This is a genomic window from Streptomyces sp. NPDC051286 (assembly GCF_044455345.1).
In the GTDB taxonomy this organism is placed as follows: Bacteria; Actinomycetota; Actinomycetes; order Streptomycetales; family Streptomycetaceae; genus Streptomyces.
In genome coordinates this window covers 1-20151 of record NZ_JBITER010000003.1, presented here as the reverse complement: position 1 = coordinate 20151, position 20151 = coordinate 1, and the positions used below count along the sequence as shown (strand labels likewise).

General features: G+C 68.6%; 12 protein-coding genes, 1 tRNA gene and 5 pseudogenes. 7 read left to right on the top strand and 11 right to left on the bottom strand.

The features are described 5' to 3' along the window. The first annotated feature begins 110 nt into the window (after nt 1–110). Nucleotides 111–3002 (top strand): cation-translocating P-type ATPase, encoded by a 2892-nt coding sequence (locus tag ACIBB8_RS04710; protein ID WP_398948974.1) that lies wholly within the window; start codon nt 111–113, stop codon nt 3000–3002. Nucleotides 3003–3075: 73 nt separating this feature from the next. Here ACIBB8_RS04710 and ACIBB8_RS04705 read toward each other — a convergent pair whose 3' ends face one another. Beyond that, nucleotides 3076–3585, bottom strand: a complete 510-nt coding sequence (locus ACIBB8_RS04705) for a phosphoribosyltransferase (protein WP_398948972.1) — start codon at nt 3583–3585, stop codon at nt 3076–3078. A gap of 9 nt (nt 3586–3594) precedes the next feature. After that, a complete protein-coding gene (gene dcd / locus ACIBB8_RS04700; protein WP_037695496.1) occupies nt 3595–4170 on the bottom strand; it encodes a dCTP deaminase in 576 nt (191 codons plus the stop codon). A 493-nt stretch (nt 4171–4663) separates the two neighbouring features. Between dcd and ACIBB8_RS04695 the strand changes: the two genes are divergently transcribed. Further along, a tRNA-Gly gene (locus ACIBB8_RS04695) sits at nt 4664–4737 on the top strand. Nucleotides 4738–4917: 180 nt separating this feature from the next. Here ACIBB8_RS04695 and ACIBB8_RS04690 read toward each other — a convergent pair. After that, nucleotides 4918–5370: pseudogene (locus ACIBB8_RS04690) on the bottom strand (site-specific integrase); the annotation flags it as partial. On the opposite strand from ACIBB8_RS04690, the gene ACIBB8_RS04685 reads away from it, so the two are divergent. Then, nucleotides 5368–6243: a tetratricopeptide repeat protein gene (locus tag ACIBB8_RS04685; RefSeq protein WP_398948971.1), complete on the top strand. Its 876-nt coding sequence runs from the start codon at nt 5368–5370 to the stop codon at nt 6241–6243. The pseudogene ACIBB8_RS04690 and the gene ACIBB8_RS04685 sit on opposite strands and share 3 nt — an antisense overlap. Nucleotides 6244–6388: 145 nt before the next feature. After that, entirely contained in the window at nt 6389–7306 is a 918-nt protein-coding gene (locus ACIBB8_RS04680; RefSeq protein WP_398948970.1) for a restriction endonuclease, read from the top strand. 469 nt (nt 7307–7775) lie between these two features. On the opposite strand, the gene ACIBB8_RS04675 is transcribed toward ACIBB8_RS04680, so the two are convergent. The 6 genes and pseudogenes from ACIBB8_RS04675 to speB form a co-directional block, all read right to left on the bottom strand. Next, nucleotides 7776–9164: an amidase gene (locus ACIBB8_RS04675; RefSeq protein ID WP_398949207.1), complete on the bottom strand. Its 1389-nt coding sequence runs from the start codon at nt 9162–9164 to the stop codon at nt 7776–7778. 118 nt (nt 9165–9282) lie between these two features. After that, nucleotides 9283–9510, bottom strand: a pseudogene (locus tag ACIBB8_RS04670) (amidase); the annotation flags it as partial. A 188-nt stretch (nt 9511–9698) separates the two neighbouring features. Beyond that, nucleotides 9699–10757, bottom strand: a complete 1059-nt coding sequence (locus ACIBB8_RS04665; protein ID WP_398948969.1) for a M24 family metallopeptidase — start codon at nt 10755–10757, stop codon at nt 9699–9701. Between the two features lie 62 nt (nt 10758–10819). Continuing rightward, nucleotides 10820–10951, bottom strand: a pseudogene (locus ACIBB8_RS04660) (aminopeptidase P family N-terminal domain-containing protein); the annotation flags it as partial. Nucleotides 10952–11097: 146 nt separating this feature from the next. Then, nucleotides 11098–12564 (bottom strand): annotated as a pseudogene (locus ACIBB8_RS04655) (purine-cytosine permease family protein). A gap of 84 nt (nt 12565–12648) precedes the next feature. Beyond that, complete coding sequence (gene speB, locus ACIBB8_RS04650; protein WP_398948968.1) at nt 12649–13671, bottom strand: agmatinase; 1023 nt, start codon at nt 13669–13671, stop codon at nt 12649–12651. Nucleotides 13672–13817: 146 nt separating this feature from the next. Here speB and ACIBB8_RS04645 point away from each other — a divergent pair, with 146 nt between their 5' ends. Beyond that, the gene (locus ACIBB8_RS04645; RefSeq protein ID WP_398948967.1) at nt 13818–14540 is read left to right on the top strand and encodes a TetR/AcrR family transcriptional regulator; all 723 of its coding nucleotides are present in this window, start codon (nt 13818–13820) and stop codon (nt 14538–14540) included. 354 nt (nt 14541–14894) lie between these two features. On the opposite strand, the pseudogene ACIBB8_RS04640 reads toward ACIBB8_RS04645, so the two are convergent. Together ACIBB8_RS04640 and ACIBB8_RS04635 are read right to left on the bottom strand one after the other, a co-directional pair. After that, nucleotides 14895–15638 (bottom strand): annotated as a pseudogene (locus tag ACIBB8_RS04640) (tyrosine-type recombinase/integrase); the annotation flags it as partial. 1057 nt (nt 15639–16695) lie between these two features. After that, nucleotides 16696–17133 (bottom strand): hypothetical protein, encoded by a 438-nt coding sequence (locus ACIBB8_RS04635; RefSeq protein WP_398948966.1) that lies wholly within the window; start codon nt 17131–17133, stop codon nt 16696–16698. A gap of 712 nt (nt 17134–17845) precedes the next feature. Here ACIBB8_RS04635 and ACIBB8_RS04630 point away from each other — a divergent pair. Together ACIBB8_RS04630 and ACIBB8_RS04625 are read left to right on the top strand one after the other, a co-directional pair. Further along, on the top strand, nt 17846–19555 hold the full coding sequence (locus ACIBB8_RS04630) for a hypothetical protein (RefSeq protein ID WP_398948965.1): 1710 nt from the start codon (nt 17846–17848) through the stop codon (nt 19553–19555). Nucleotides 19556–19955: 400 nt separating this feature from the next. Then, nucleotides 19956–20151: FG-GAP repeat protein (locus tag ACIBB8_RS04625; RefSeq protein ID WP_398948964.1), on the top strand; the 196-nt coding region annotated here is incomplete at its 3' end.

Below are 20151 nucleotides of genomic sequence, written 5' to 3'. Positions count from 1 at the left end.
GGCGTGTTTCGAAAGTCCCGCCTGCCTGGCGGGCAGACGACGCTCCTTTCGAAACACGCCCTAGGTCCTGCCCGAATCGGCCAGGCCGGACCCGGATCGGAGGCACGACGATGACGGTGCAGTCAGACGCCGGGGGCGAGCGGCCCAGGGCATCGGAGGACGGCTGGTACGCGCGTTCTCCCGAGGAGGTCCTGGCGGCGCTCGGGGTGGATCCGGCGGTCGGCCTCTCCGCGGCACAGGCCGCCGAACTCGTCGCCGTTCACGGCCCGAACGCACTGCCCGAGGAGAAGCGGACTCCGGCCTGGCTCCGGTTCCTCGAGCAGTACCGCAGCTACATGCAGCTCGTCCTCGTGGCCGCGGCGGTCGTCTCGCTGCTCATCAGGGAGTGGGGCACCGCGATCCTGCTGTTCGTACTGACGCTGCTGAACGCGGTCGTGGGCCTGCGCCAGGAGGGCAAGGCCGAGAGCGCGATGAACGCGCTGAAGTCGATGATGAAGGCGACCGCCCGGGTGCGCAGGGACGGGACGGAGTCGGAGATCCCCGCCGAACAGCTCGTCGTCGGCGACATCGTGCTCATCGCCGCAGGCGACCAGGTGCCGGCGGACGGACGCATCATCGAGGCCAACGCCCTGCAGATCGACGAGTCGGCGCTCACCGGCGAGAGCGTTCCCGCCGCGAAGGACGCCGGCACGCTGCCTCCCGGCCGGCCGGGACCGGGTGACCAGACCAATATGGCGTTCATGAACACCCCGGTCACCCACGGGAGCGGCGTACTCGTCGTCACCGCGACCGGCACCGGCACCGAGCTCGGCAGGATCTCCGGGATGCTGTCGGCCACCGAGAGAGAGGAGCCGCCGCTCACCAGGGAACTCAACACCCTCACGCTGTGGATCACGGGGGCAGCGGGCCTGACCATGATCGTGATGTTCGCCCTGGGCCGCGAGCGGGGACAGGCCTGGGACATGCTGTTCGTCAGCGCGGTCTCACTGGCCATCGCCGCGATCCCCGAAGCCCTGCCGACCGTGACCCAGGCGATCCTGTCCGTCGGCAGCCTCAACCTGGCCAGGCGGAACGCCATCGTGAAGGAACTGCCGTCGGTCGAGACCCTGGCGTTCACCTCGGCGATCAACTCGGACAAGACCGGCACTCTCACGATGAACCAGATGACCGTCGTCGAAGTGGTGAGTCCCACCGACCGGTACACCGTCTCGGGCACGGGCTACGGGCTCGAGGGGAAGATCCACCATGCCGCGGGTTCCTCCGCGGGCATCGAGGACGCGATCCTGCCGTACGTGGTGGCCGGAGACGCGAAGCTGGTGGACGGCCAGGTGGTGGGCGATCCCACCGAGGGCGCGCTGCTGGTGCTCGCGCACAAGGCCGGGCTGGACATCGACGCCACGAGAGACGGCCTTCCCCGGCTCGCCACACTGCCGTTCGACCCCGGCTACAAGCTGATGGCCACCTTCAACTCGGCGGTCGACGCCACTGGGCGGCAGGTGGTCCGATGCTTCGTCAAGGGCGCGGCCCCGGCGGTGATGGCGCGGGCCACCACCGCACTCGCGGCAGGCAGGACCATCCCCTGGGACGCCGAACTGCTCCGGCGTGCCGAGGCGCGGACCGAACGCATGGGCGGCGAGGGGCGCCGGGTGATGGCCGCGGCCACCCGCGATCTGGACCCGGACGGCTTCGATCCGGACGGAGACCTGCTCGCGTACGTCACGGAGTTGCGGATGACCAGTCTCGTCGGCATGGTCGACCCTCCCCGTGAGGAGTCCAGGGCCGCCGTGGCCGGCGCCCAGGCGGCGCACGTCCGGGTCCGCATGGTGACCGGCGACGACGTCACCACCGGGGCGGCGATCGCCCGGCAGCTCGGCATCCCCGGCGAGGCCGTCCTCGGTGCCGAGTTCGCCGCCATGACCGAGGACGAGCAGCTCGCCCGCGTCGACGGCATCGGCGTGGTGGGGCGGGTCGCGCCGGAGCACAAGGTACTGCTCGCCGACACGCTGAAGAAGCAGGGTGATGTCGTGGCGATGACCGGGGACGGCGTCAACGACGCACCCGCCATCAAGGCCGCCGACATCGGTATCGCGATGGGCAGCGGCACGGACGTGGCGAAGAGCGCCGGACGCATGATCCTCTCCGACGACAACTTCGCCACCATCGTCTACGCCGTGGAGCAGGGCCGGAAGATCTACGACAATCTCACCAAGTACATCCGGTTCGTGCTGCTGCTGCTCGTCACCTTCGTACTGACGTTCCTCGGGGCCACCGTCTTCAATATCGCCGCCGGCGAACCCTTCACGCCGCCGCAGGTCCTGTGGATCCACTTCGTCGTCAACGCGTCCTTCGGCTTCGCGCTCGGCTTCGACCAGGCGAGCCCCGGACTCATGCGACGCAGGCCGCGTCCGCGAGGGGAGTCGGTGCTCACACGGCCCGTACTGGTCACGGTCGGGCTCGGCGGACTGGCGATCACCGTCGTCCTGCTCGGACTGATCAAGCTCGGTGTGGCCCGCTTCGGCAGCGTCGAGACCGGTCAGTCGATCGCGTTCACCGCCTTCGCGCTCTGTCTGATCGTGGCCGCCTTCGAATGCCGCAGCGAGACGGACTCGGTACTGACGACGTCCACCTTCGACAGCAAGCAGATGAACTGGGTGGCACTGGCCCAGTTCGTGCTCGCGGTGCTGGTGACCCAGTCGGACGGGTTCCGCCGCATCCTCGGGACGACCGAGATCAACGCGCGGCAGTTCGGCTGGGCACTGCTGGCCGCCGTCGCGCTCCTGGTCCTGTGGGAACTGGGCAAGTTCCTCGCCCGCCGGTCGAGGGACACCGGGAACGGTGACGGCGACGAGCACCCGGCCGACGGGACCTCCGGCCAGGACGCTTCGGTTGCCGTGCGACCGGCGGCCGGGCGGCCGGAGCGGGGCCATGGTGTCGACACCCGCCCTCGGGCCGTGCGTGAGCAGGCCGCGAACGCTCCGGACGATCAGGCATCTGGCACATAACGGGCACGCGGAGGGTTCACCGGGCTGCACCCTGCGCCCGGAACTCAGGAGGGGCTGACCTCCGCCGCGGCAGTTACAGTGCGTCCTTGGACGGCGTGATGGGCTCGCCCGGCTTACGCACCGGAGGCAGGACGCTCCACGGAAAATTGATCCAGCGATCGGTCTTCTTCCACACGTACTCGCACTTCACGAGTGAGTGCGGCTTCTCGTAGATGACCGCGCTGCGCACCTCGGCGACGTGCTCGATACAGAAATCGCGCACCAGCTTCAGGGTCTTGCCGGTGTCCGCCACGTCATCGGCGATCAGGACCTTCTTGTCCGAGAAATCGATGGCGTTGGGAACGGGTGCCAGCATCACCGGCATTTCCAAGGTGGTGCCCACGCCGGTGTAGAACTCGACATTCACCAGATGAATGTTCTTGCAGTCCAGCGCGTACGCCAGCCCGCCGGCGACGAAGACCCCGCCCCGCGCGATGCTCAGCACCACATCCGGCTCGTAGCCGTCGTCGGCCACGGCCTGCGCGAGCTCCCGCACGGCATGGCCGAACCCGTCGTACGTCAGATTCTCTCGTGCGTCAGTCATGGTCCGGCATCACACCTGGGTCCGGTGGAAATTCATGAACGAACGCGAAGCCGTCGGCCCGCGCTGCCCCTGGTAGCGCGAACCGTACCGCTCGGAGCCGTACGGGAACTCCGACGGCGAACTCAGCCGGAACATGCACAGCTGGCCGATCTTCATGCCGGGCCACAGCTTGATCGGCAGCGTCGCAAGATTCGACAGCTCCAGCGTCACATGCCCGGAGAACCCGGGATCGATGAACCCGGCCGTCGAATGCGTCACGAGCCCGAGCCGCCCGAGCGAACTCTTGCCCTCCAGCCGCGACGCAAGGTCGTCGGGCAGCGAAATGACCTCGTACGTCGAGGCAAGCACGAACTCGCCGGGGTGGAGGATGAACGCCTCATCCCCGTCCGGCTCGACCGTGCGCGTCAGGTCCGCCTGCTCGACGGCTGGGTCGATATGCGGATAGCGGTGGTTCTCGAACACCCGGAAGTAGCGGTCGAGCCGCACGTCGATGCTCGATGGCTGCACCATCGACGGGTCGTACGGATCAATGCGGACCCGCCCGGCGTCGATCTCGGCCCGGATGTCCTTGTCTGAGAGAAGCACGCCCCCGAGGATACGCAGAACGCGCGAGACCGCCCCAACCGGACTGTCCCGCGCGCTCCGCCATGATCGCCTGCCGCAGCTCCTGCTGCCGGCTTCTACCGCCGCTCGAACTCCACCGGAACTGCCTGCCGCAACCGGGCACATCGCGGACAGCGGATGAGCCGCCCGGGACCGATCCGACCGGCCCCGAGCTGCTGCATCGGGAACGAAGCGGTAGTGAAAATGTGCCCTTCGGCACAGCGGACGACGGTGCGCTCCATGGAGTCCATCAAGTCCCTTCCCCAACAACCCTTGGACGAGAAAGCCACATTAGGGGATGAACGGGACGCCACTCCAGGCGGCACTCCGAGTGCCTACGCTACGCCCCCAACTCCCGTCCACAGCAACCGCATCCGCCCCTGGCGCATGACGCAAAGGCCCCCGGTTCGTACACCGGGGGCCTGCCATGGGGTAGAGTGTGGGACGATGCATTGCTGATCATTCAGCGCGCTTCGCGGGTGTAGTTTAATGGTAGAACATGAGCTTCCCAAGCTCAGAGCGCGAGTTCGATTCTCGTCACCCGCTCCATGATGAAGGCCCTGGTCGGAGACCAGGGCCTTGCTTGTTGTCTAGACCACTCTGGGCCCGCGTGCCATTCGCGTGCCATACGCGCTGTAACGAGACGTCAGATTGAGTTCCGGCGCGCGGCCCGCGACCAGGTGACATTGCGCGGTCTCGAATACCAGGACGCGCATCTGGTGATCCGCGTCACCTCCTTCGTGCGCTTTCCGGCGACGCCCGGAGCGGGGGCGGGAGCTGGTGAACGGTGGCAGCCGTGCCGCTCTCCGGGCTCCGGGCAGTCGCCGCACGCCGGCGGCGGACGTCGGCGTCGATGTCGTCGGCGAGCTTGCGCTGGTGGGCCTTGGTGGAGTGCTGGTAGATCAGCTGGGCCCGCTCGGAGGACTGGCCGGCGCGGACCATGAGGTCCTTCAGCTTGGCTCCGGTGTCGGCGGCCAGGGTGTTGCCGGTGTGCCGGAGGTCGTAGAAGCGGAACCCCTTCGGCATGCCGACTGCGTCGCGGGCCCTGCGCCACTTCCGGCCGAAGGTGGTGCCTCGGAGGGCCGCCCCCTTCTCTCCCACGAAGACCAGGCCGTCGAGGCCGTCCTGTGCGAACCACTCCAGGTGTCGGCGGACATCAAGGAGGATGAAGCCGGGCAGATGGTCAAGGCCCTCGGTGACTCCGCCTCCGAACTCGGCGGTGGCCATGCCCGCCACTTGGCCGTCCGCTACCTGACCCAGGACGTCGCCCCCTGGCTGGAGGGCCGCTTCACCGAAGCCACGGGCCGGGACCTGTTCGCCGCGACCTCCCAGCTCGTCCACCTCGCCGGCTGGATGGCCCAGGACGAAGGCGACACCCCCGAGCTACGCGGGCTCGCCCAGCGCTACTACGCGCATTCCTTCCGTTTGGCCGCCGAGGCCGGCGATCCGGAACTGTCGGCGACGGCTCTCCGCGGCCTCGCCGTGCAGTGCGTCGACCTCGGCTACCGGGCCGAAGCTGTCCAGCTCGGCGAAGCCTGCGTGGAGTACGGCCGCCACCTCGACAACCCGCGTGCGGTCGCCTATTACGAGGCCACCCTCGCCAACGCCGCCGCCCAGGACGACGACCGCCGCATGGCCACCAAGCACCTCGCCATGTCCGAGACCGCCATCGGCAAGCCGGCCGCCGCGCCCGGCGACTCCTGGGCCGCCCACTACTCCCCGGGCCGCTGGGCCCACGAGTCCGGCATGATCCTCTCCCGCCTCGGCGACCTCGACGCCGCCGAGGAACACCTTCACCTGGCCCTCGACATCCACGGGCTCGACCGCCGCCGCACCCGCGCCATCGTCCTAGCCGACCTCGGCGGCGTCCGCCTCCGCCAAGGCGACGTCGACGGCGCCCTGGCCACCTGGCGCGACTTCCTCGACTGCGCCGACGGCATCCGCTCCGTGAAGGTCCAGGCCGCACTCCAGGACATGCGCGTCCGTCTGCGCAGGTACACCGGAGTTCCAGAGGCCCAGGAACTCCGCGAGCAGGCAGCACGCATCTCAGGCTGACCCTTGGTGCCAGCTCTGTCAGTAACGGGTGATAAGCCTGTTCTTCAGCCGATCAGCCCGGCACCATCCGAAGATCAACCGACCCTTCGGCGCGGGGCGCATGCACCACGCGGACCGACACTGCACTTCACTGACAGGGATCACCATGCTCGACTTTCACGAGTTGGCGCCGGACGGCGAGGGCCTGGAGCAACTAGTCCGAGAGCTGGCACTCGCTCTCGGCTACAGGGCCAAGTGGTCCGGCCGGGGAGCGGACGGCGGACGTGACCTTCTCCTGGAAGAACCGGGCGACGCCCTGCTGGGAGCAAAGACGCGGAAATGGGTGATCTCGTGCAAGCACATGGCGCATGCCAAGGATGGTGCAGGGCGCTCGGTCAACGGTGAAGACGTAGGGAGTATCGGCGGCATCGTGGACGCCGTTGCACAGCACGACGCCGACGGCTTCCTCCTCGTCTGCTCCACCCAACCCTCAAGCGCCCTCGTATCCAGACTGGAATCGATCGAGCGAACCAAGGGCGTGCACACCCACGTGTGGGATGGAGTGGAACTTGAACGCATGCTCGCCACTCCCCGAGGCTGGGCGGTGGCCCAGCGGTTCTTCCCGGTGAGCGCCGAAGCCAGCGGGTGGAAAGTCTTCGCCACCAGCGAGCCCAACCGTTTCATCGGCATCACCCGCGGCTTCTACCTCCGTGTCGCCAACCGGCACGGAAGCGCAGTCGGATTCCCACTCAAATGGATCGACGAGCGTCTGGACAGAGTCGCCTCGATCGCATTGCCCGTTGGGCACGAGATTCGCCCCCGGGGCGTCTTCTACGACGACAAGCACGGCGGGTTCGTCTGGTACCTCGACTACTTGCACGGATATCGAAGTTGGCAGCGCGAGGAGATCGAGCCGCCGATGAATGAGTACACGTTGCGTCAGCGGCTTGGCGACGATGGCGTCTCCTTTGATGACGGGCAATACGACAACTTCGAGATCACCTTCAGAAAGGTCAACCGGGGTCACGACGCCTACGACGCAGACCACTACCGGTACTACGAGAGCGTCCCCAACTACGTCTAGGCCACTGATGGCCGACCTGCCTCCGGCGCCATACGCAAGTTGGGTGCGCGGAGTGACCGTCATCGAGTCGCGGGCTGGCTGCGGCCGCCGTCGGCCCGCGACTCGCAGACTCGTCCCGACCGTAGCCCTCGGGCAGCAGCACCCCCGCACCGACAGAACCGGCTAGGAGCCCTGAGATCTGCCCCTGGAGCGGGGCCACTCACACCCCGGCCACCTGGCACGCTCGTGCCCCATCCGTGCCCTGAAGCTCGGTGAACAGCGGTCAAGATGGTTGCCCTAGGGGCGCCACAAAACTCCACTCCAGGGGTCGTTACCGCAGGTCAGACACCAGATGATCAACCTGAGTGGCGGTGATTCCCAAGCTGATAGCGCGGGTTCGATTCCCGTCATCCGCTCGTGAACGAAGCCCCAGGTCAGCGACCTGGGGCTTCGTCGTTGTCCGGCGCTTTGGGGTGGCGTGCCGGGTCCGTCAGGCTGTGGCGAGCCTCGGTGTGCGTGGGGGTTCTGTGCGGCGTGCCCCTGTCGCTTCGAAAGCGGCGGCGAGTTCGAGCAGCTTGGTGTCGTCATACGCGCGCCCGGCGAAGGTGAGGCCGACGGGCATGCCGATGTCGGTCATGGTGCCCATCGGCACGGTCACCGTCGGGATCCCGAGGTGGCGGGGGACGAGGTTGCCGTTCGCGACCCAGACGCCGTTGCGCCAGCCGAGGTCGGCGGAGGTTTCGTTCACGTCCATGTCAGCCGGGCCGACATCGGCGACCGCGGGGAAGACCACCGCGTCCAGGCCCAGGCCGTCCATCCACAGCTCCAGGTCGACCCTCCGGGTCTCCTCCAGGGCGCGCAGCCCCTGTTCGAGGTGCGGGATCTCGGTGACCGACGAGTACGGGTGGTCACGCACCAGCTGGGGGTAGTCGACGATGTCGTCGAAGCCGGCGTAGCGGTCAGGGAGTTCACCGGCGGGCTTGGGCCAGATGCTGGTGCCGTCGACGTCCGCCAGGGTGGAGAGCGCCGGGTCGCCGTTGGCGCGCAGGAAGTCGTCCCAGGCCCAGGCCGAGAGGTGGGGGGTCTCGATGGCGAGGAATTCGGGGCTGACCAGGCCCCGGGTGTGGAGGGAAAGAGCGCCGGGGCGGTCGGACTCGTAGTTGGTCACGACGGGGAAGTCGACCTCGACGACCTCGGCGCCGGCGGCCTCCAGGTCGCGGCGGGCGGCTTCCCACAGGGCGATCACCGAGGGGCGGGTCTCGACGCGCTGCCCGGTCTGGCCGCCGATGCCTCCGTCGGGGTTCGTCCCGGCGTCGGGGTCGGCGTTGACGTACATACGGGGCACGCCCACGCGCTTCCCGGCGAGCGTGGCGGAGGCGGCCTCGGCGTCGGCAGGGGCCAGCGTCGGGTAGGAGGCCGGGCGCACCTGGGACGGGGTGGGAAGCGGGAGCCAGGGCTGGGACCGCCACAGGTCGCCGCGCGTTTCCGGGTCGTCGGCGACGATGACGTCGAGCAGTTCGAGGAGGTCGGCCATGGTGCGGGTGTGGGGGACGACGACGTCCATGGTCGGTACGAGCGGCCAGTTGCCGCGGACCGAGATCACGCCGCGGCTGGGGGTGTAGGCGCACAGCGCGTTGTTCGAGGCGGGGGCGCGGCCCGAGGACCAGGTCTCCTCGCCGAGACCGAACACGCCGAAGGACGCCGCCGTCGCCGTACCTGAGCCGTTGGAGGAGCCGGAGCCGTACGCGCTGGTGAGCCAGTCGGCGCTGTACGGGCTCTCCGCGCGGCCGTACACGCCGCGCTGCATGCCGCCGTCGGCCATCGGCGGCATGTTGGTCAGGCCGATGAGTACGGCGCCGGCGGCGCGCAGCCGCTCGATGGCGAACGCATCGCGCTGGGCGACCAGGTGCTCGAACGCGGGTGAGCCCGCGGCGGCGGGTCAGCCCCTTGGCGAGGTAACTGTCCTTGGCCGTGTAGGGGATGCCGTCGAGGGGGCCGAGGGTGTGGCCGCGGGCGCGACGCGCGTCGGAGGCTTCCGCGTCGGCGCGGGCGTCCGGGTTCATCACGACGAGCGCGTTGAGGGCGGTGGCGGTGCCGGGTCGGTCGTACGCCTCGATCCGGGCGAGGTAGGCGTCGAGCAGCCCGACAGCGGTGGTCTCGCCCTTCTCCAGCGCCGCGCGCAGGTCGGCGATGCTCGTCTCCACGACGTCGAATCCGTGGATCATCGGGTGCTCCAGAGTGGTTCGGTCGTACGGTGCGGGTGGCACGGCCGCGCGGGCGCGGGGCGGCTCGGGGTCCGGCGGACAGGCAAGGCCGGCCACCGGGTCAGGTGGGGCAGCCGACGCCGCGTGCGGCGGCGTCGGCTGTGGGTCCCTTGGCCGCAGGAGGCGGCCGTTCGGGGCCTGGGCAGGCTTCAGTCGACGACGACGAGTCCGGTCATGAACTGGTGCGGGAACTCGACGGTCTCGTCGGTGACGATCAAGGTGTCGATGAGTTCACGGATGCCCGCGGCGTTCGGCAGGTAGTAGTTCCACTCGTGGTTCATCACCAGGCCGGGTGTCAGCAGTGCGTCGCCCGGGTCCTCGTCGGCCGAGAACTGGAAGCGTCCCACCCAGTCCGGCGCCATGGCGATGCCCATGTCGTAGCCCCCAACCCACCACGACGCCTCCCAGATGCCCAGCTCGCGGGCGGCGGCTTCGTTGATGTCAAGCAGCTCGGAGATCGGCATCCCCGGCCGCATCGCGGCGCGCACCTGGTCGTAGACGCTGGTCACCTGGTCGATCGCCTTGCGGGTGCCCGGCTCCGGCTCGCCGAAGGAAATGCACCGGGCGAGGTTGGAGTGGTAGCGGTCGAGGACGCCGCACATGTCCACGTTGATCAGGTCGCCCCGCTTGATCTTCCGGCGCCCGGCGGCTCCGTGCAGTGCGGCGTTCTTCGGGCCGGAGTTCACCATGCCAGGGATGGCTGCCAGTTCACCGCCGGCGGCGGCCATGGCGGAGGTGGCGGCCGCGTAGAGCTCGAGTTCGGTGACGCCTTCGCGGATGTTGTCGACGAGTGCCCGCATCCCGATGTCCCCGATCCGCGCGGCCTCCCGGATCTTCTGGATCTCCAGCGGCGACTTGTGCCGGCGCGCCAGGGGCACGAGGTCCGTGGCGTCGACCGTCTTGGCGCCACGGCTCTTCAAGGCGGCTTCGAACCGCTCGCTGTCCAGCCGGTTCGGCCGGTAGCTGCCGAGCTGGAGACCGACGGTCCCGTCGAGCCAGCCTTCGTCACGGAGGGTGTCGGCGATGAACGCGGCCATCGCCGTGAAGCCGGCCTCCTCCGGGGGCACGCGCACCCCGCGCGAGATCGAGCTGTACCAGTTGTTGGGAGCGACACGGAACTGGGGAGTGTGCGTCGAGCTGAGGGAGAGAAGGGACTCGTCCTCGTCGTCGAAGAGGATCGGCTCCTCGAAGTCGGCGTGGATGGCCATGCCGCTGGAGGGCACCCAGTTGGCGGGCCGAGGTCGTGGTACCAGCCCTGCTGGTGTCCGGTCATGTAACACATGTCCGCGGGGGTCGTCACCCACAGCATGTCGATTCCGCTCGCGCGCATGGCCTGGCGGATGCGCTGCCAACGGCCCTGGTACTCCTCCAGAGGGAACGGAGGAGTGAACTCGCTGAGCATCTGCTCTCGCAGTTCGGTGCTGATGAGCTCGGTGTCCTGGTTGTGCATGGGGAGTCTTCTTTCTGTGTTTCCGGGTTTCCGGCGGACGGCAGCGTGAGGGACGCCCCGCCGTGCGAGGAGGATCGAGTGGTGAAGGACCGCGGTGCTCACGCCGGGGTCGTCGACGCGGCCGGCATGGACTTGCGCAGTTGGGCGGGCATCATGAGCCGGTAGACGAGGGCGGCGCTGATCGGGCCCACGAACGGCGAGATGTCGGCGCCGCCGAGGGCGGACGAGAGCGGCCCGACGAACAGGGTCGTGTTCAGGCACAGCAGTGCGAGGCCCGTGCCGAGGGCCACCGCCGTGACGCCGGCCGGGTTGAAGCCATGGGAGTACCAGAAGCGTCCCGTGCGGGATTCGTCCTGGAGTTCCAGGCCGTCGTAGCGGTTGCCGCGCAGGATGATGTCCACCGCGAAGACGGCCAGTGCCGGGCCGAGGACCGCCACGGTCAACTCCAGGACGCTGCTGAGGGAGTTGACGAAGTCCGAGATGAACAACGCGTAGCAGGCCAGGACGATGGCGACGACCGCGTCGAAGACGACCGTGACCGACCTCTTCCAGGTGACGCCCACCGCCAGCAGCGCAAGTCCGGTCGAGTACGCGGTGAGGATGTTGTTCGTCATCGTGCCCAGCAGGACGATGAACAGGAAGACCGGGTAGAACCACGCGGGCAGGAGCGCGTGCAGCGAGGTCTGCGGATCGGTCATGTCGACGACCGTTCCGGCGATGGCGCCGAGGCTTCCGAGCGTGACCGCGGGGACGAACCCTCCTGCGGCGGTCCACCAGACGACCGCCTTCATGGAGGTCGTGCCCGGCAGGTACCGGCTGTAGTCGGCGCCGGTGCCCCAGCCGAGCGGCGACGACGAGATGATCGCGAAGCCGGCCAGGGCGACGGCCCACGTACCCCCTCCCTGGGGGGCGATGTCCGCGGGCGGCTGGTACGAGAAGTCGGCGCGCTGCACGACGAAGACCGACATCACCACCAGGCCCGCCAGGAGGATTCAGGTGAACCAGCCGCTGAGCCTCACGATGGTCGCGTGGCCGTAGACGCTGACGGCGAAGGTGGCCAGCGCCGTGGCGAGCACGATGCCGACTTTCACCAGGGCGCCGGCGGATCCTGCCAGCTGTTGGACCAGCGCGAAGCCGGCCAGGGCGCCGACGCTGAGGTTGATCGCCTCGTAGGCGACGCCGACGATCCAGCCCACCACGAAGGTGAAGACCCGGTTCCCGCGCACGCCGTAGACCGCCCGCGTGATCACCTCGCTCGGGGTCCCCGAGGCGGGACCTGGAATGGACAGGAAGCCGACCAGGGCCCAGAAGAGGTTGCCGGCGAGGATGACCGCGAGCGCCTGCCACAGGTTCAGCCCGAGCAGGATCATCGTCCCGCCGAGGACGATGTAGAGGTAGGTCAGGTTGGACGAGGCCCAGACCGCGAAGAGGGAGCGGGGTCTGCCGTGCCGTTCCGCCTCGGGGATGTAGTCGGTCCCGTGCGTCTCGATCCGGCCGACGCGATCTTCCGCGGACGGTGGATCAGTTTCGGGCAGTGTGGTGGGGGCGGTCCCGGGTTCGTTCATGAAGAGCGTCGTCTCCTGAACACGATGGTGGGGGCGGGGATAGGGGTGGCATCGGCCTGGGTCTTCCTGGGGTTTCCTGGTTGATCAGTTGTGCGAAGGGCGGGTGCCGCGGCCGTCGAGCAGGGGCCGGGCGGGATTCCAGGTGTCGCCGCGACGGCGGGCGGCGATGCCGGACAATGCCTCCAGGACGACGCGGTTGCCGAGGTAGGCGGTGATGTCGGCGTGGTCGTAGGGGGGTGAGACCTCGACGACGTCCAGGCCGGCGACAGGCAGCTCCAGGCACAGGCGGCGTACGGCGTCGAGCAGTTGGCGGGAGGTCAGGCCGCCGGGTTCGGGGGTGCCGGTGCCGGGGGCCATGCCGGGGTCGACCACGTCGACGTCCACCGACAGGAAGACGGCGTCGCAGTCGTCGAGGGCGAGGGCCATCGCCTCTTCCAGGCAGGTGTTCAGGCCGCGGTGGACGATCTCGCTCATCTCGTAGGAGCGCATGTGCTGGTCGGCCATCCAGTCCAGGGTCTCCGGGCCGGGCCAGTAGCCGCGCAGGCCCATCTGGATGAACCGGTCGCCGCGGGCGGCGCCGGACTCGATCAGCCGGCGCATGGGCTGCCCATGGCCGTGCAGGTGGCCGAACTCGATCTCGCCGGTGTCGGCGTGGGCGTCGAAGTGAATGATCGAGACGCGTCCGAAGCCGTGGTGGCGGGCCACGCCGGTGACATCGGGCAGCGCGATGGTGTGGTCGCCGCCCAGGACGACCGGGATCGCGCCGGAGGAGGCGATGGTGGCCACCGCGTCCTCGATGGCCTTGATGCTGCCCTCGATGTCGCCCGCGAACATCTCCACGTCCCCGGCGTCCAGCACCCGCAGGTCCTGGAGCGCGTCCACGCGCATCGCCATCGAGGGCCGCGAGCCGTCGTGGTCGTTGTAGTCGGTGGCCCGCATGGCCTGCGGCCCGAAGCGGGTGCCCGGGCGGTGGCTGACCCCGCCGTCGAACGGCGCACCGACGATGACGACGTCCGCGTCGCGGTAGGTCTCGGGCTCATCCAGGGTGCAGCGCTCCACACCCAGGAAGGTGATGTCAGGGCCGAACATCGCGCCGTAGCGGCTCATGGTGCTCTCTTCCGATCTCTTCTGCCACGCGAGTGCCCAGGCGCACACAACGGTGACCGGGACCCTTCCTGAGATTAGAATCAGGATTTGGCTGAGATTAATCTCAGGAACGGGGAGCCACAACCCCCTATGGAAAGATCGGGCGCATGGCAAGCAACGACAGACGGGAGCGGGTACTGGCCTCGGCGCTGGAGCTGATCGCCCGCGACGGCTTCGACGGCGTCCGCATGACCGACATCGCCGCCCATGCGGGAGTGTCGGCGGCGCTGGTGCACTACCACTTCGCCAGCCGCACCCAGCTACTCACCGAGGCTCTGGCCCAGTCCCTCAGCGCCGCCGAGGCCCGCATGGAGCGGGTGACCGCGGACGCCCACCGCCAAACCGCCACGGAGCGCATGGCGGACCTGATCGACTTCTGCCTGCCACTGACCCCCGAGGACGTTCGCGAGTCGTGCCTCTGGGACGAACTGGAGCTCCGTGCCGTCGGCTCGGACGAACTCTCCCGCACCCTGGCGACACTTCTCGGCCGGATCCTGCGCCCCTTCGAAGAGGCCGTCGCGGCGGGCCTGGAGGAAGGGGTCTTCCACAACTGCCAGCCCGAAGAGGTCGCCGCGGTCGCCCTCGCCCTGCTCTCGGGTCTGTCCACCCGAGTCATCTCGAACGACCCGGCGCTGCCCCTCGCCCGCGCACGCGACCTCGCGGGCAAGCATGTGGCCCTGGCCGTCGGCTACGCCGGAACGTTTCCGTTCCGCGAGCTCCCACCGACCGCGCCCACGAGCCCACGTCCACGCCGTGAGGCGGAGCCGGCGGATGGGCGACCGGCCATCGTGCGCCGTCGCCGGGCTCCCGGAGCGACCCAGCGCCCTTGAAGTTCCGGGCGATCAGCCTGTCGGAGGTGGCCCCGGGGATCGGGCTCGGCGGGAGAACGGCCGCGAGTACCCGACACCGCCAGACCCGACGTCCCCGCCACGGCCCCGCAGTGAGCAGACGCGACGCCCCCGTGCCACAACGTGCCAGTAGGGGCGGTGAACAGCGGTCAACAGAGGTCCCATCGAAGCAGCCCGAACCTCGCCCACAACGGGCATTCCCGCAGGTCAACCGCTCTATGCGAGCTCGAGTGCCGGGTGATTCCCAAGCTCAGAGCGCGAGTTCGATTCTCGTCACCCGCTCCATGAAAAAGCCCCAGGCCATCGGCCCGGGGCTTCTTTGTTGTCTAGACCACATTAGGCGTCGCGTGCCCGTTCCGTGCCCGATGCCTGATCGCCGGGCACAATCGCAGCCTTCTCCCGCTCGGCGCGGACGCGGGCGTCGATCCCGTCGGCCACCTCCCGCTGACGCTCCAGGTTCGAGTGCTGATAGATCAGCGCGGCACGCTCGGAGGACTGCCCGGCCCGGACCATCGTGTCCTTGAGCGTGGCGCCCGACTGCGTCGAGAGTGTGTGTCCGGTGTGACGAAGATCGTAGAAGCGGAAGTTCTCCGGCAGCCCGACCTTGGCCCGAGCCCTCCGCCACTTCCGCCCGAACGTGGTGCGCCGGAACGGCTTGCCCCGCTCCCCCACGAACAGCAACCCGTCCGGCTGCTTCTCCGCGTACCAGGCGAGATGCCGCTTGAGGTCCTTCTCCAGAAAGGCCGGCAGGACGAGGAACCGCTTGCCCGCATCAGACTTGGTGTCACCCGGTGCCCGTCGACCAGTGGTGAGTTCAGGCTCGGCGGTCCGCACCCAGATGCCGACGTTCTCCAGGTCGACGTCATGACGGCGCATCGCTGCCTGTTCCTCCGGACGGGCGGGGCCGTACGCCGCGATGTAGATCATCAGGCGCCAGCGCGGACCCATGGCGTCGACGAGCGCGTCAACCTGGGCGACGGTGGCGGTCGGGCGTTCTTCCGCGGTTTCCTTGCCAGCACCCCTGATGCGGCAGGGGTTGCGGCGGATCAGCTCATCATCGGCAGCGGTTTCCATGATGGCCGGGGCGCCGTTTGCGTGTGCCGGCCGGAGCGTGGTGAGCGTTGGGGGCTCCCATCCCGACCACCTTCGACCCAGGCAGAGCCGAGCAGTCGCGGCCCAGGGCGTCAAGGTCGTTCGTACAGTGGCGCGCTCCACCTTGACGCCCTGAACCACGCCCGCTCCACGGTGTGTGGGCCGAAGGCGGACGGGATGGGAGCTGGGGAGAGTGGTGGGTTGGGGAACGGGGAGGGTGCGGGTTGATGCAGATCAGGGAGCAGGTCCGCAGACTGCCCGACTCGCCGAAGGCTTGAGGGGCCGTGATCGCTCGCCTCAAAGGGGCTCCGCCGACCTCGATCACAGGTCGCGGTCACCTGATGAGGCGACGTACGCGCACTCCGCCAGCTATGCCGCAACCGACACCCCCGGCACTGAAGATCAGCGTCCGAGCCGCAGCTCCAGCAGCAGACCGCCCATCCTGCTGTATGTACTCGCCGATGAGCGTTCGGGTCACAGCTACACGATCACCAACCTTGCTTTGTGACGGCACCTCGGCATGGCTATCGATCACGCCAGTGTCTGAGCGAAATGTGCCCGCACAAACCCGGTGCTTGGTTCCTCGGGAGCCAGACTTCATCCCGCACTCGTCGATCTGCAATGTCCCAGCCGTTCCTTTGCCCAGGGCAGCGGCCCAGTCCATGGCCCCCAGCCAGCAGCGGCCAGCATGAACAACGAGGCGACGATCCAGCCAGTGGCATAAACGCCGATACGATGCCGTGGCGTTGCCGGTTGCATGTCGTTCAGTTCCATGCGATCCCCCTGAGGTGCCTGGCCATGGGTTACCGAGCCGGATCCTGACATCAACTCCCGACATCAACAAGCACGGACAGCGACGGCCAACCCGGAACCTCAAGAGCCAGACGAGCGCAGGGCGCAGTGCCTTGAGCGACGTTGATGGAGTGCGCGATCGACCTGATAAGGATGAGGCCGGATCTCAAAACCTGTCCCGCGCGGGCGTCATCCTAAGCTCGATGGACGACGCCCCATGGTTCAGTTTGAGACTTCACCGACCCTGATTCGCCTAGCGACCGTAGACGTGCCCACGCACCAGTGGGTCGTTCTCCAGGATGAAGTCCGAGACCTGCCAGAACTCGCTCAGTCGGGGGTGCTGCAGGGCGGCTTCACGATCGAGCTTGAGCCCGAAAAGGGGACCATCGGGGTGGGCGAGTCCAGCGGTCACCAGCGTGGAGGCGGGCTCGTGTTGGCCAACGACGGAACCGACGCGGCAGGCGAAGGCAACGTGATCGTTCCACTTGTCCTGCCCATCGCCCCACGTACCGAAGATCACGTCTATCCACGCGTCGTGGTCTCGGTCGGTGTGGTGGTAGCAGTTCGCGAAGTACACGGCGTGAGGAGCACCGTCGGCGTAGATGAAGTCCCACGCCCGCTCAATGGGGGCGTTGCAGCAGTCGCACGTGAACTCGCGAGTCTGGCGGTCGGGACCGAAGGTCAGCAGCATGCCGGACATCGTGCTCGATGCAGTAATCGGCGCACCTAGCGGGTCGACCGGCGCCGTGCCCCACGCGTGCCCGATCGAGCGGGTAACCACGGGGAATGCCGGTGCGTCACGGTGCCTGAGCACACGGACGGCCCCCGACCGATTCACCTGGTCAGGGGCCGTTCACCTGCGGTGGGTGTGGGATTTGAACCCACGGTGACATCGCTGCCACGACGGTTTTCAAGACCGCCACGCATGCGGAAAGCGCAACGCATTGACCTGCGCTCAAGCCCGCTTCGGGCCCCCGCAAGCGCACCTTGGCCCACACATGGCCCATGACGAGAGCTCAGCTGGACTGAACACCGCTTTAGGTGGCGGGCGCTGCCGGCGGCTCCTCGGTGGACCGGCTGACTGTCCGAGCTGGCAGCGGCGCCGAGCTGGCGGGTGAAGGTCACCGACGGTCTCCGGTCGAAACAGAACCCTGGTGGAGTGACCAGCATGACCGAGAAGAGAGCGCCGGGAATGCCCGCGCCAGGACTCACCTGTATATCCGTCCCGGAAGAGGGCCGACAACTCCGTGAACAGGTCGCCGGTGCATGACACTTCGTGACATAGCGCCGTAGCGGTCACGTCACGACGGCGTTATGGACACGACTCGGCGGCCGGCCCTGCCAAGAGCGCGACACGGAAGCGATCATGACGGGCACATGCGGGTTTTATGGAGGAGGCGCCCGTGTTCGGTAAGGCAGCACGCATGGTCCGGCACCTGGAGGCGACAGGAGTCGGGCTGCCGCCGGACCACGCAGTCGCGGTCGACGCACCAGACGCACACGCCACCGACGCTCTGACCGCCGCACGCCGTGGCGCGTACGCGCCAGCCCGCGCACTCCTCGCCGCCACGCGTGAAAAGGCCAACTGGACCCTGCGGGACGAGTCCGTGCGCGCCCTCGCCGAGATCGCTGTGGACGATGCGGCGTGGCTGAACGCCTGGCAGGCCGAGTCGCCCGACGACCCCGACGCCCTCGTCGTCGAGGCGTTCCGGCGGATCGCCGAGGCATGGAAGGTCCGCACGAGCGCGTTCGCGAAAGACGTGGCCCCGGACCAGTTCCGCGCCTTCCTTGCGCTGCTGAACGACGCACTGCCGGCCATCGAAGCGGCCGCCGCAGCCAGCCCCGGCGACCCGGTCCCGTGGTCCGCAGCCCTGACCCACTGCACGGGTACCCAGGCGTCGCGCGATGTCTTCGACGACTGCTTGCTCCATGCGCTCACCTGCGGGCCCCACCACTTGCCCACCCATCTCCAAGCCGTGCAGTTCCTCGCCGCCAAGTGGTACGGCAGCCACAACGAGATGCTCGACTACGCGGCCTCCGCCGCCGCCGACGCCCCGCAGGACTCCCCCGTCCGCGCCCTGGAGGTCGTGGCACTGACGGAAGTCGACATCGAGATGGACAGAAGGGAGAGACGCCCGCGTAAGAACGGCGGCCAGGCATCTCTCGGCGCCGACCGGATCGACGAGATCATCGCCACAGCGCAGGCGTACTCCGCATCGCGCCCGCCCGAGGACCGTGGTGCCCGCCTGATCCGCAACCACCTGGTGTGGGCACTGAACAGGCAGGAACGCTGGGCCGAGTCGCTGGACGTCTACCGCTCCATCGGGCGGTACGCCACCGAGTCCCCGTGGCATTACGCAGGGAGTCCCCTGCAGGCGTTCCTGCACTTCCGGGACCACGCCCGGTCCCGGCTCGCTGCCTCCATCCCTCGCAACGGCGCTGTCCCCGCCCCCGCGGTGCCGCTGCCGGAGTCCGCGCAGCCGCAGGCGGCACAGGAGATTGCGTACGTGCCCACCTCGCCGCAGCGCGCCTCGCAGGAGCTGTTGCTGTGCGGGGCGACCGTCCGGCTCGCTCCGGCCGGACGGTGGACGCTGATGGAGGCGGCCCCATCGCAGGAGACGCCAGGCAAACGCGGACGCCGCGCGACGCTGCTGCGCCTCGACGGGCTGGCGAAGGTCGCGGAGACCGCGTTCAACGCCCCTCAACTGACCACCCTGGTCGCCCACTGCGAAGGGGGTGACTCCCAGGCCCTCACCGTCGTCCGGGAGGGTAGGACGGCCGCCCGGCACCGATGGGCGGGGCCCGGGACGACGCCGTCGCAGGAGATCGCGCAACAGCACGCGGAGCTGTTCGTTGCGGCGGCCGGCAGCGGCGACGCCCGCGAGGTGGCGCGGCTGCTGCGCGACCCGGGCGAGCCGTCGGAGCTCCTGATCCGCACCCTGGCCACGCTGGGCCTCCCGCCGCTCCCGGTCGGCTTCGGTGAGCGCTCGGAGGTCCTGGCCGGTGTCCAGGGGGTCACCGTCCACCAGGCCCGCTCGCTGTGGCAGGGCATGAAGGACTTCATGAGCGACGACACCGATCCGAACCCGCCGCTACAACTCGACGGCCAGTAACTGGTGGCTTCGGAATGACTTCGGGTGCAGATGATGCTGCGGGCGAATTCGACCAGGTCCGAATAGAGGTTGGCGGCGCCGCATTCGTAGCGGACGCGGAGTCCGTCATCTACTGCAGCCGCACCCACGGGCAGGTCAGGGGCCCGCTGTTCGCAGTGGGCCTCGCGTGCCAGCGGAGCTGGCTATCGTCCATGCCGTGACCTCAATGATTTCCTGAACTCCTGTACAACCTTTGGCGCCCACTGTAGGTCGCTCTGTTGCAGGAACCACGGGATCGCCGGCGGCTCCCCCGCCGGTATCACGGTCAATGACAGCCCCCCACGCCATCCTCACTCCCACCCGTCCGCGAAGCCTGTCCCCCTGTGCAGTCGTCTTCGCGGGTCCTCGAGTCAGAAGGCACATGAAAACCAGACGCCCCCTGCGCATTACCCTGGCAACCGCGACGGCGTTGGCCCTCACCGGCGGCTTCCTCACCCTGGCGGCCACACAGGTGACCGCAGTCCCGGCGAAGTACGCGGACGACTTCAACGGCGACGGGTATCGGGACCTCGTCACCGCTGCCCCCAGCACCACTGTCAGCGGTGCGAAGCTAGCCG